General features: G+C 37.0%; 11 protein-coding genes. 7 read left to right on the forward strand and 4 right to left on the reverse strand.

The genetic code is table 11. From position 1 onward, the window contains the following. Positions 1-143 precede the first annotated feature (143 nt). Positions 144-1,037 (forward strand): C40 family peptidase, encoded by an 894-nt coding sequence (locus OU989_RS02840; RefSeq protein WP_274795604.1) that lies wholly within the window; start codon positions 144-146, stop codon positions 1,035-1,037. Positions 1,038-1,133: 96 nt separating this feature from the next. On the opposite strand, the gene OU989_RS02845 is transcribed toward OU989_RS02840, so the two are convergent. Next, entirely contained in the window at positions 1,134-2,030 is an 897-nt protein-coding gene (locus tag OU989_RS02845) for an accessory Sec system S-layer assembly protein (RefSeq protein ID WP_274795605.1), read from the reverse strand. Continuing rightward, positions 2,030-4,393, reverse strand: a complete 2,364-nt coding sequence (secA2, locus tag OU989_RS02850; protein WP_274795606.1) for an accessory Sec system translocase SecA2 — start codon at positions 4,391-4,393, stop codon at positions 2,030-2,032. The genes OU989_RS02845 and secA2 overlap by 1 nt, the downstream gene beginning before the upstream one ends. A gap of 227 nt (positions 4,394-4,620) precedes the next feature. Between secA2 and OU989_RS02855 the strand changes: the two genes are divergently transcribed. Then, complete coding sequence (locus tag OU989_RS02855; RefSeq protein WP_274795607.1) at positions 4,621-5,688, forward strand: glycosyltransferase family 4 protein; 1,068 nt, start codon at positions 4,621-4,623, stop codon at positions 5,686-5,688. Positions 5,689-6,107: 419 nt separating this feature from the next. On the opposite strand, the gene OU989_RS02860 is transcribed toward OU989_RS02855, so the two are convergent. Both OU989_RS02860 and OU989_RS02865 read right to left on the reverse strand, forming a co-directional pair. Beyond that, the gene (locus tag OU989_RS02860) at positions 6,108-7,160 is read right to left on the reverse strand and encodes an LCP family protein (protein WP_274795608.1); all 1,053 of its coding nucleotides are present in this window, start codon (positions 7,158-7,160) and stop codon (positions 6,108-6,110) included. A 148-nt stretch (positions 7,161-7,308) separates the two neighbouring features. Then, complete coding sequence (locus OU989_RS02865) at positions 7,309-7,944, reverse strand: YigZ family protein (protein WP_274795609.1); 636 nt, start codon at positions 7,942-7,944, stop codon at positions 7,309-7,311. 165 nt (positions 7,945-8,109) lie between these two features. On the opposite strand from OU989_RS02865, the gene OU989_RS02870 reads away from it, so the two are divergent. The 5 genes from OU989_RS02870 (at position 8,110) to OU989_RS02890 (ending at position 13,302) form a co-directional block, all read left to right on the forward strand. Beyond that, positions 8,110-9,258 (forward strand): sensor histidine kinase, encoded by a 1,149-nt coding sequence (locus OU989_RS02870; RefSeq protein ID WP_274795610.1) that lies wholly within the window; start codon positions 8,110-8,112, stop codon positions 9,256-9,258. 35 nt (positions 9,259-9,293) lie between these two features. Continuing rightward, positions 9,294-9,968 (forward strand): response regulator transcription factor, encoded by a 675-nt coding sequence (locus OU989_RS02875; RefSeq protein WP_274795611.1) that lies wholly within the window; start codon positions 9,294-9,296, stop codon positions 9,966-9,968. Between the two features lie 284 nt (positions 9,969-10,252). Beyond that, on the forward strand, positions 10,253-10,798 hold the full coding sequence (locus OU989_RS02880; protein ID WP_274795612.1) for a nuclear transport factor 2 family protein: 546 nt from the start codon (positions 10,253-10,255) through the stop codon (positions 10,796-10,798). A gap of 227 nt (positions 10,799-11,025) precedes the next feature. Then, positions 11,026-11,868: a DegV family protein gene (locus tag OU989_RS02885; protein ID WP_274795614.1), complete on the forward strand. Its 843-nt coding sequence runs from the start codon at positions 11,026-11,028 to the stop codon at positions 11,866-11,868. A gap of 45 nt (positions 11,869-11,913) precedes the next feature. After that, positions 11,914-13,302 (forward strand): ATP-dependent helicase ComFA, encoded by a 1,389-nt coding sequence (locus tag OU989_RS02890; protein ID WP_274795616.1) that lies wholly within the window; start codon positions 11,914-11,916, stop codon positions 13,300-13,302. Positions 13,303-13,367: the final 65 nt, after the last annotated feature.

Here is a 13,367-nt window from a genome sequence, read left to right on the forward strand (position 1 = left end):
GCAATATAGTCGGATTTCGTCGTATTTTATAGGTTTGCTAGAATGTTTGAAAAATAGTCAGTATTTCCGATTTTTCTTCAGGTAGTTATCTAGTATGATAGACACACAAGGAAATATTCTAGCACGAACGGAGGCACTTTGGAATGCAAAATACGAAAAAATGGAGAATTCTTGTTTTAAGCACTATTGCAACTTCATTTTTAGCACTACAACCAGCAGAAGCAGCAACATATACCGTACAAAAAGGAGATACTTTATCCAAAATCGCCCATAATCACCAAGTCACGATTGAGGATATCATGAAGTGGAATAATCTATCAAAAGATACGATTTATGTAGCACAAAAGCTAGAGATTCAAAAGCAAGCAACGAATGAGGGGAAAAAACCTTCAGCACCATCACCATCTGTGAAACCAACAGCTAGCTCTCATACTGTAGCGAAAGGTGACACATTATCAAAAATAGCAAAACAATATAATGTGACAATTAAGGATATCAGGGATTGGAACAAGCTTGAGTCAGACATCATCTATATTGGACAGGTGTTAAAAATTACTTCAGCAACAGTGAAACCCGACAGCAATCCTATACATAATAATGTAACTTCAGATGCGGGCACATCATCCAACGTAACAGCTAAAGACCCTACAGCAAATGGACAGGCGATTTATAAAAAAACAGTTGAAGTTGCCAATACATTGGTTGGCACTCCATATCTATACGGTGGTAATACACCAGTAGGATTAGACTGTAGTGGCTTTATTTTTTATGCCTTTAATCAGGGGGGCTTAAAAATAGCAAGAGCAAGCAGTGAAGGATACTATAATGGCAATACAACGCATGTAGAAAATCCGGTACCTGGGGATTTAGTATTCTTCGAGAATACCTATAAAGAAGGAATTTCTCATATGGGCATTTATCTTGGCGATAATAAATTCATCCATGCGGGCACAGATGGGGTAGAAATTTCGGATGTGACATATTCGTACTGGTCTTCTAAGTTAGTAGGCTATAAACGTTTTGATGGCGTGAAATAAGAAAAGAAGCGATTTTTGCTTAGGCAAAGATCGCTTTTTTGTGAGTTCAATAAAACATAAAACCCCCTTCCAGTTAAGTTAGAAGGGGGTTACATGTTATTGTGTTACACGTGCTGTCCAACGAGAAAGGTCAGCATCTTTTGCATCAACAAGCTCGGCTGGGAAAATAAATGTCCAAGGCTTTGTTGAATTAGGTTGTACAGTTAAGATTGGATCCATTTTAAATGAACCCTTGGCAATTTGTTTGCCTGTAGCATCGATAATTTCTAATGGTAATTGTTCTAGATTAATCGCTTTATTGTGACCATTACGGATAAAAATAGAGACGTTTAAATTACCATTGTCAGCTAATTTAGCCTGTAAGCCTGTGAAGTTTACCTCTGTTTCACCTAGCTTTGGTAGTGTTTTTACAATTTTTTCAAGCTCTTCTTTTTGAGCTGCTGGTAGTTGTTTTTCCCATGATGGATCTAATTCTAATTGGTGACCACGAAGGGAAATAAGATTAAAGGCAATTTTCCAGCCATCTTCAGGTACTTCATCTACTTTAATTGAAGATTTTTCGAATTCAAAAACCCAAGGACGAGCACTTTCAGCAGGGATTGTGCCAAGTTCTTTAAAATCGAATTTTTTAGAAGCTACAAGCTCATCATTTTTATCCATGATGAAAAGTTCAATTTCACCTAGTTCAATCGCTTGTGGTAAAGAAGAACGGAAAAATGCACGCACTAGCCATTTTCCACCACGTGCTTCTTCAATACTAATAGAAGAAAGCGATAATTGATTTGGTTTCAATGGTTCTAGCTCATTAGCTAGGAAGTTAAAAATATATTTTTGCTCCTGAGGTACGTCCCATTCTGGGTGGAAGGACAGCTTTGTTTCAACATCACGGTTATCACCTTTATTTGTTGAAACATTTCCTAGTAAGTCCTTAGAGTCAATTGTGTTTTCTTGAACGACTTTGTCCGATTTTTTAAAGAATGAAAATAAGCCCATTATTGTTCCTCCTGTTGTGCCTCAACTGTTTTCATGAAGCCTGTAATTTCTATAATGATAGAACGGCGTAATTCTTGGAAGTTCTTCCCGAATAATTCAAGCCCTTCTCGTTGGTAAATTCGCATTGGATCCTCTTGTTGATAATGACGTAAGCCAATACCTTCTTTTAAATGTGTCATGGCCTCTAAATGCTTGACCCAGCCACTATCGATGTAGCTAAGCATGATTTGAGGTAATACTTCCATGACTCTTTCGTTTTCAGCAAACCTCTCCATATGGTCGAGTAGTTCCTGTTCAGAAGGCTGAATATCAGCTAGGATTTGCTTTACTTTTCCTACTTCACGATCGATTGAAACAGGTGTAATGAACAGAGAGTTAAGAGCTTGCTCCATTTGATCATAATCCCACTCCATAGATGATACATCTTCTGGTGCAGCGTCATGCACAGCAAAATCAACAGTTTCACGCAGCATTTTTTTTAGCTCGCCCATCAAATCTTCACCAGCTAAAATTTTATCGCGTAGTCCATAAAGCACGGTACGTTGATCATTTATAACATCATCTAATTTTAAGTTATACTCTCGCATGCCATATTGTGAACCTTCAACAATACGCTGTGTACGGTCAATAAGCTCTTGAACCTCTTTATTTTGAATGATTCCATTTTCGTCTACGACCATTTTTGCAGAGAATTTTTCAACTTCTTCTTTTGCGTAACGACGGAACATATCATCTTCAATAGAGAGAATGAAGCGGCTTTCGCCTACGTCACCTTGACGACCAGAACGGCCTCGTAGCTGATTGTCCACACGACGGCTTTCATGCTTTTCTGTACCAATTACATATAAACCACCGAGTTCATGAACTTCTTCACCTAGCATAATATCTGTACCACGGCCAGCCATATTTGTCGCTACAGTAATACGACCTTTTTGTCCTGCCTGCGAAATAAGCTCAACTTCTTGCTCTACCGTTTTTGCATTCAGTAATTGGAATGTTAATTTTTCTTTTTTCAGATAGTCAGCCACTGTTTCAGACTGTAAAATCGATGTTGTACCAATTAGAATTGGCTGGCCTTTTTCATGACGTTTTTTAACTTCAGCAGCAACATATTTATATTTTGCTTCCTGTGTGCTAAAGATAATATCAGGTTGATCGATACGTTGTCGTGGACGGTTTGTTGGGATTTGCACAACTTCCATGCCGTACACTTCTCGGATTTCTTTTTCCTGTGTTTTCGCTGTACCCGTCATCCCGGAAAGCTTCGGATACATACGGAAATAGTTTTGAATCGTAATTTGCGCTTGTGATTTATTTTCATCTGTAATTGTTACGCCTTCCTTGGCTTCAATCGCTTGATGTAAGCCATCAGAAAGTGAACGGCCTTCTAAAATACGGCCTGTAAACATATCGACAAGTTCAATTTTATCTTCTTTTACAATGTAATCTACGTCGCGTTTGAACATAACGTGTGCACGAACAGCTTGGATTACATAATGGAAAAGTGTTTGATGTTCTAAGTCATAAAGATTGTCAATATTGAAGGCAGCCTCAACCTTTTCAATACCTTTATCTGTTAGGGAAGTAGCTTTCGTTTCTTCATCGAAATCGTAGTCTTCATCTTTCTTGAAACGTTTAGCTAACATAGCAGCAATGCGGTGTAATTCTTCGTTGGACGGCATTTTACCTGCGATAATTAACGGTGTTTTTGCTTCATCGATTAATACACTATCCACTTCATCAATAATGGCGAAGTGATAAGGACGTTGCACTTTATCTGCTAGGCTATAGGCCATATTGTCACGTAAATAATCGAAACCAAATTCAGTACCAACACCGTATGTAATATCTGCATTATAAGCTTCTTTTTTCGCATCAGCTTCCATCATCGGTACATTTAAACCAACAGTTAAGCCAAGAAAACGATGGATTTGACCGACTAGCTCATAGTCACGCTTTGCTAGGTAATCATTTACTGTGATGACATGAACACCTTTACCTTCTAATGCACGCACATAGGAGGGAAGGGAGGCAACTAGTGTTTTACCTTCGCCTGTTGGCATTTCAGCAATATTACCTTCTGTTAATACAAGACCACCGATCAGCTGTACATCAAAATGACGCATTCCTAATACACGCTTTGAGGCTTCGCGTACAACAGCAAATGCGTCCGGGATGATAGATGTAATAGGCTCACCTTGCTCTAATTGATCTTTGAAAATAAAAGTCATTTCTCGTAATTCGGCATCTGACTTGTTGACATATTTTTCTTCAAGATTGTTAATTTGATCTACTATTTTATAGTAGCGTTTTAATTGGCGAGCACTTGTTTGCTCTTTGTTACTTTTGAAAATTGAGAACATGAAATATACGCTCCTTTAAAGTTGTCTAAATGCTAGACACTCCATTATTCTATCAAATTTTGCGAATGGTGACTACAATTGACTATATAGGAATCTATTAATGCTAAAATGTACAAAATATTTGTGAAATCGTGGAAAATGTTTAGAAAAAGTATATTTCAATGCTTGTTCATGCTATAATCAATGTGGATTTCAATGTAGATTATATTTTTTTGAGGAGGAGAGACATGCTTTACGTGTCTTTAATAGCAGCATTTGTTGCATCCATTTTGTTAACTCCATTAGTGAAACGTTTAGCGTTTAGAATAGGTGCAGTTGACGCACCAAACTATCGAAAAGTACATGCTCGAATTATGCCAAGACTTGGCGGTTTGGCGATTTTTCTTGCCTTTATCATCGGTGTGACGATTTTATATTCGTTTTTAGTCGATACGAAACATGGTAGTAATGAAGCTTTATTAGCTATCATTATTGGTGCTTGTATCATCGTTGTTACAGGTGTTATTGATGATATGCGTGAGATTTCCGCTAAAGCAAAAATGCTTGGTCAGCTAATTGCTGCACTAATTGTTGTTTTTGTAGGCGGTATTGAAATTGATATGGTTAATCTACCGTTTTTAGGTACATTAGACTTTGGTTTACTGAGTATCCCATTAACGATTATTTGGATCATCGGTATTACCAATGCAGTTAATTTAATTGATGGCTTAGACGGTTTAGCTGCAGGTGTTTCTACGATTGCACTTATTACTTTAGCTGTCATGGCATTTATTATGAGCAATGTATTTGTATTAGCGTTAGCAGCCATTTTAGCTGTAGCTTCACTTGGTTTCTTATTTTATAATTTCCACCCAGCAAAAATCTTTATGGGTGATACAGGGGCACTGTTCCTTGGATTTATGATTTCCGTTCTAGCATTGCTTGGATTTAAAAATGTTACATTCGTTTCGTTAATCATTCCAATTATTATTCTTGGTGTACCGATTTCTGATACATTCTTTGCGATTGTTCGTCGCGTACGTATGAAGAAAAAATGGTCTGATCCAGACAAATCACATTTACACCACCGTTTATTGGATATGGGCTTCACACATCGTCAAACGGTACTAATTATTTACGGTATCGCGATGATGTTTGGATTAGCAGCGATCATTTTCTCTATGGCAAAAGTTTGGGGCGCAATTTTACTAGTAGCTGTCATCCTAACAGCCATTGAAATCTTCGTTGAGATCATAGGGCTTGCTGGTAAAAACTATAAACCATTATTAAACTTTGTACGGATCTTTAGTAAATAAAATATATCAATCATACATATTGTGTGATTGCTCCGACCGTAGTCAAACTCAAAAATTTGAGAGTTTGACTACGGTTTTTTTATAGCCATGGCTCGAACTGTTTTTATCCAGGGTTTATGGATCCTGCTTTTCTATTATAGGATTGTTGCTCTAATTTTTTTACATAAACACCTTCTATTAAGTACGAAATTAAATCAATGGAGAAATGTTAACGATTGATTAACTGGTACTCCAATCATGAGAAGGAAGATCCTGCGCAGTTTTTATGTATAGGAAATGAAAGGGGAGAGAAACTAAGTGAGCTAGTTTATTTGTGTTATGACAGGGTAAGAGAAAAGGGTAGCTAATTATCAAAGGATTGTAATACAAAAAGACCATAGACAAGAAAGTTTGTCTACGGTCTAAAAGTTTTTAATTATTTATTCAATGATTGAATCATCATCACTAGCAGCACTATTTGTTCCTGTATTGCCACTTGTTAGGCTTGAGGATTGTTCATTTATGCCAAGATGGTTCTTGAAAATTTCTTTTACTTCTTCAACAGAATCCTGATTTAACTGGTAATAATAAATACCAGTAGACATGTCATCTGTACCGTCCAATGTTAAAGAGTCAATACGTGGTGTGCCTTTTGATAAATAAGATAAGAAGGATTTCATTTCAGTGAATGTCATGTCCGTTTTCATATTATCACCAAGAGCTTTGATCACATCATCATATTTTGTAATGGAGCCAACAGAAGCGACTTTTTTAATAATCGCTGAAAGAATTTCTTGTTGACGTTTACCACGCTCGATATCGCTATCTTGCTTACGTGTTCTTGCGAGTGCAAGTGCTTGGCTACCATCTAAATGCTGTAAGCCTGGCTGTAAGTTAATTGTATACTTATCGAATTCATCTAATTCATGTAAAGCATAAGGTACTTCTGCTTCAATACCGCCTAAAGCATCAACTACATCAATAAAAGCATTGAAATTCATACGTACATAGTAATTGATAGGAATATCAAATAGGTCTTCTACTGTTTCAATAGTAGTAAGTGTTCCACCCATTGCATGCGCATGAGTAATTTTATCTTTATAGCCTACTTTAGGAATATAAACGTAAGAATCACGAGGAATGCTTAACATTTTAATTGTATGGGTTTTATTATTTAGTGTAGCTAAAACAAGAGCATCGGAACGTGAATGATCCGAACCTTGTCCACGATTATCACTATCATCAACCCCGACAAATAAAATAGATACATTATCATGTACCGGTTCTACTTTTTCTACACTTTGCTTAGAAACCTGTCGACCTTCTAATTCCTCATATGCTGAGTCTGCGGCATGCTCTACCTGTTTAGTAAGGTAAACAGCATAAGCCGTTACACAAATTACCAAGCTGGCAACTAATAGTAGTGTAACTTTTATAATTAATGAAGCTTTAGAAGACCTCTTTTTGTTCGGACTTACAGATCTTTTTTTCATAATAGATATATTCTCCTCTAATTATTGGGAATAATAATGCGATAAAGCTAAATTTTATTCAATTACTAAGAAGTAAACATGTGGTCAATAAAAATAGCCTAACAAAAAAATTATACTATGCGTATTTAGTTTCGACAATTAAAACTAATCATTTGACAATAAATTCTACAAATTGAGCATCTTCGAATGTGATGGCTGCTTGTCCATTTGTCATTTCTGTTATCCAACTTCGGAACTGTTCTTCTTCCTCTTTTAGGACAGAAACTATGATTTCTACACCCTCTAAATAGCGAATTTCCTCTAACGTATAGGACGAACCTCTTATTTCATTTTCTACTTTTCCGAGCCAAGTGTAATCAATGCCAACATTCAGGAAATGATGAAGTTTGCGTTCAACCACCTGGGCAGCTATAAGACCTTCAGTTGTTGCTTTTCCATAAGCGCGAATAAGGCCACCGCCACCTAATTTAATTCCTCCAAAATAGCGAGTCACGACGACGACAGTATCTTTTAAGCCTTGTTTTTTTAAGACCTCTAACATAGGGACGCCAGCCGTACCACTAGGTTCCCCGTCATCATTCGCTTTTTGAATATGATCATGCTCTCCAATAATATAGGCTGAGCAATTATGAGTTGCATTATGATGCAATTTTTTTATACGATCTATAAAAGAAATTGCATCCTCTTCCGTTTCTGCACGTTCTATATAAGTGAGAAAGCGGGATTTTGAAATGACAATTTCGCTTTCACCATAACCTTTTACTGTTAAATAGTTTTCTCTCATAAGTATCAATCTCCTTTTAACTAGAGTTCTATTCTATAATTTTCGTGAAGAAAAAGCATTAAATTTTAGCATGGTAATGCTATAATAGGTGTAGACTATGGAATATATGAATTTGGTCTATTAAAATAGTAAGTAATCATAAGACATTAGACTGGGGAGTATACTATGTTTTCAAATGATACCTTCGATTTAAAGTCGCTTGATGACATTTTTAATCGAATGTTAGATACAATAATGAGCTCGAAGGACGATATCTTTATTATAAGTGAACAGAGCCGAAGAAGCTTTGAAGATATGCAAAAAGAGCTAGAAATTGTTCGAAAACAAATATCAATCGTCATTGATGAAGGCGATGCTTTGGAAAAAAGTACGCAGCTTGCTAAGCAACGACTTGTATTAGTGAGTAAAGCTTTTGATAATTATACCGAAGAACAAGTTAGAGAAGCATATGAAACTGCACATGATTTTCAAGTAAAGCTCTCCGTTATGAGAACACAAGAAAAGCAGCTACGCGATAAAAGAGATGATCTAGAGAGAAGATTAAGAGGGTTACTCGATACGATTGAACGAGCTGATCATATTGTCAATCAGGTAAATGTCGTTTTGAATTACTTAACTTCTGATTTAAAAAATGTTGGTTTAGCGCTTGAACAAGCAAAAATGAAGCAAGATTTTGGCATACGAATTATTGCAGCTCAAGAAGAGGAGCGTAAGCGTTTATCGCGAGAAATTCACGATGGACCTGCTCAAATGCTTGCAAATGTACTAATGCGCACTGATTTAATAGATAGAACGTATCGTGAAAAAGGTATTGAAAATGCATTGGCTGAAATGGCCGATTTAAAGAAAACGGTGCGGAATGCTTTATCAGAGGTGCGACGTATTATTTATGATCTACGACCAATGGCACTTGATGATTTGGGAATTGTTCCGACATTAAAGAAGTATTTATCGACAGTGACTGAATACAATCCTGGTGTTGAAATTCATTTCCAATCGAGAAGTACAGAAAAACGTATACCTTCAAATTATGAAGTATCCATTTTCCGATTAGTACAAGAATGTGTAACAAATGCCATGAAGCATGGAAAGTGTAAAGACATTTGGGTAAAGCTTGAATGGTTAAAGGATGCAGTCAATGTTGTTGTAAAAGATGACGGCATAGGCTTTGACCCACAAGTAGTGAAAGATCATTCCTTTGGGATTTTAGGAATGAAAGAACGTATTGAAATTTTAAATGGTACAATTACCATTACGAGTGAAATCAATCGAGGGACAACGGTGTTATTTAAAATACCGTTAGAAGTAGAATGATGTAACTGTTGCAGAAATTTAGGGGGTAAAGACAAATGACAAAGATTATTATTGTAGACGATCACCAGCTATTCCGCGAAGGAGTAAAACGTATTTTAGACTTTGAAGATACGTTTGATGTAGTAGCTGAAGGTGACGATGGTACAGACGTGGTTACGTTATATGCTGAAAACGAACCAGATGTTGTACTTATGGATATTAACATGCCAGGCAAAAATGGTGTAGAAGCAACATCGGAGTTAATTAGTGAATTCCCAGATGCAAAAGTGATTATGCTGTCCATTCACGATGATGAAACATATGTGACACATGCTTTAAAATCAGGTGCACTTGGTTATATGTTAAAAGAGATGGATGCAGATGAAATCGTTGAGGCGATTAAAGTCGTTGCCAATGGTGGCTCTTACTTACATCCAAAAGTAACGAAAAACCTAGTAGCAGAATTTAAACGACTATCAGAGCACGAAAATAAAGGAAACTTCCACCAAACAGAAATTCGTCGTCCATTCCATTTACTAACGAAACGTGAATGTGAAGTTTTACAGCTGTTAACAGATGGACAATCTAACCGTACAATTGGTGAGACATTATTTATCTCTGAAAAAACAGTTAAAAACCACGTATCAAGTATTCTACAAAAAATGAATGTGAATGACCGTACACAAGCTGTTGTAACAGCCATTAAAAATGGTTGGGTTGAAGTACGATAATTGCAAAAACTGTTTTTAAAAGCTACTTTATTATGAAGTAGTTTTTAAAACAGTTTTTTATTGTTTTATGGTAATTATTTGTATAGCAGTTACTCTTGGAATAGCGAGTCATTCACAATTTTGTAACATCGCAAAAGGTGCATTTAACAAGAAAACTAACAGACCATGCAACATTTTACAGCCTAATGCGTCATAAGGAAGATGTAGCACCTAAATGTTGAAAATGCACAACAAAATTCCTACGACAGCATTTATATGCTACAATATGCGCGGGAGGTTTTTTGATGTTAAAGAAAAGTTTTCTAGCAGTTTTAATCTTATTAGTGTTAACTGCCTGTGGTAATAAAGATGAGAAAATGAGTGACGAAGAACGAGAAAAAGTAATAGATGATGGTACAGTAGGCTTTGAGATGATGGGTGGTAACGTAGAAAAAGCTGAAAACGTACCAGCAGCAGAGGAAAAAGCTATATTAGCATCTTTTGATGAGTATATTGCAGCGTTGAACGCTGAAGAAATTGATCGTTATATGAAGACCATTTCGAAAAATCCAAAAGGTTTTAAATACGATGAAGAAAAAACATATGCATCAGAAGTATTTGAGCAATTTGATATTAAGCGTGATGTAGAAAACGTAACGATTGCTAAATATGAACCAGAAGAGGCTCAAGTGTTTGCCAATATGAAAATGCACTCTCTTCAACTTGAGACAAATGTCGAGCATGAAAGTGCAGGACGTCAAGTAACCGTCTTTGTGAAAGAAGACAACGATTGGAAAGTAACAAGTGTCTTTTATATTGGTGATGACTCACAATCAAGTACAGGCAATTAACAGGAGCTATCTTCATTCAACCTAATTGAGTGAAGATAAGCCTATATACATAAAAAATGAATGTGAAATGGAAGCTGCTTACTAGCACCATTCTGAATGGCAAAAAACGTGAACGTCATTCATTTCACATTCATTTCTTTTTGTTTTCATTTAGTGTAACGACACAACAACAATTGCAGCGAGAAGGAATAGATTGTAAACTAAGAATCATAGGAGAGTGGACTTAGATGAGGACGGCAATCGTAACAGATAGTACTGCATATATTACGGCTGAGGAACGTGCACGCTTAAACATTCATATGATTCCTTTAAGCGTTAATATCTCAGGTCAATTATTTGCAGAAGAAGTAGATATCACAGCATCTGAATTTTATGATAAGGTGCGTGGTGCAAAGGAATTTCCGAAAACAACACAGCCTCCAATCGGAGAATTTGTCGCTCTCTTTGATGAGCTGGCGAAAGAATATGACGAGGTTATTTCCATTCATTTATCGAGCGGTATTAGTGGAACATATCAAGGTGCAATACAAGCAGGTGAAATGGTAGAAGGTATTAAGGTTCATGCCTTTGACAGTGAAATATCCTGTGCGGTTCAAGGCTTCTATGTTTTAAAAGCAGCTGAAATGGCGAATGAGGGCTATTCAGCAAAAGATATCCTTGCAGCATTAGCGGACATGCAGCAATATATTCGTGCTTACTTCATTGTAGACGACTTAGCACATTTACAACGTGGTGGACGTTTATCTGCAGCAGCAGCTTTAATCGGAGGTCTTTTACAAGTGAAGCCAGTCTTGCATTTTGTGGACAAGGTCATTGTACCTTTCGAAAAAATTCGAACGCGTAAAAAGGCATTAAAGCGAGTTGAAGAGCTGCTAGCAGAGGATGCGAAAAAGTATGATGCACTGGATGCGGTGGTCATTCACGGTAATTGCCAAGCAGAGGCACAAGAATGGCTTGAACAATTAGCGAAAACGTACCCACATGTAAACTTTAAACTAAGCTATTTCGGTCCGGTCATCGGAACACATTTAGGTGAAGGATCTCTAGGCTTAGGCTGGACAAAAAAATAATTTGAATTGAATGAGTCTCTACTGCAAAAGTAGAGGCTTTTTTCTATGAAGGGAGAAAGATTAATGAGATATAAAGGCTGGATAGTACCGCCCGCAATGCGTGATTTCCATGAAGGTCGCATTTGGCTGAAAAATCATGCTCCATTTTCAGCAGACGATATTGAGAAAGCAATCAATCATAATTACTTCTGTTTAATAGAAGGAATTCAAATAAATCCAGTTATAAAATGCAATCGCTGCCATAATACAAATCGACATTTATTCACGATATTTGATTGTTCAAAGTGTCAGCAACCATGTATTTATTGTCGGCATTGTATCAAGATGGGGAGGGTAAGTAGCTGTACACAATTAATGGTTTGGACAGGTCCTAAGGCGATAAAGACGAGCAATCATATCTTACAATGGACAGGACAATTTACTAAACTACAAGAACAGGCTGCAAATGAAGCATTAGCAAGTGTGCAAGCACAACGCTCGCATCTAATTCATGCGGTTTGTGGCGCTGGTAAAACGGAGCTGCTATTTCCTATGGTTCATGATGCCTTAAAGCGTGGTTTGCGTGTTTGTATTGCAACACCACGCACGGATGTTGTGCTAGAGCTCTACCCACGCTTTCAGCAAGTTTTTCCTAAAACGATCATTCATGCATTATATGGAGGTGCATCCAAGCAAGCTGGTTATGCTCAGCTTGTCATTGCGACGACCCATCAGCTCTACCGATTTGAACAAGCATTTGATGTCATGATTGTAGATGAGGCAGATGCTTTTCCTTATACATTTGATGAAACATTGCAAAGAGCGGTTGAAAAAGCGAAAAGAAATGATGCTCCCATTGTATATGTCACTGCAACCCCTGCACAAAAGTTACTTCAGTCTTTTCACAAAGAAAGCTACTCTTTTATCCCAAAGCGCTATCACAATTACCCATTACCATTCCCTCAATTTCATGCTTTGTGGGGCTATGAAAAAAGCTTTAATAGAGGTAAGATTCCTAAGAAGCTTAAACAATGGACAGAGGAGCGTTTGAGTCGAAATGAACCATTTTTAATATTTTTCCCGACAATTAGTTTAATGAAGATAGCAGCACCACTTTTTCAATTAATAAATGAAGATATACTTGCTGTGCATGCAGAGGATTCGGAGCGTAAAGAGAAAGTGGTGAAACTGCGAAATAAAGAAGTGCCAGGATTATTAACGACAACTATTTTAGAAAGAGGCATTACGATCAGCAATGTCCAGGTGGCTGTTATTGGGGCTGAATCCCCCGTTTTTACAGCTAGTGCACTTATTCAAATCGCAGGCCGTGTCGGACGAAATATTCAATTTCCTGATGGGGACGTCCTATACTTTCATCACGGTATTACGACAGAGATGGACGAGGCGCGTGCAAAAATTCTTTTTTATAATAAGAAAGGATTTTTCAATGAATAAAATAGAAACGCGCTGTTTAATATGCTCTCAATCATTAAACACCATGATTTCCTGGAACACACTTT

It is taken from the genome of Lysinibacillus irui, from assembly GCF_028877475.1.
Lineage (GTDB): Bacteria > Bacillota > Bacilli > Bacillales_A > Planococcaceae > Lysinibacillus > Lysinibacillus irui.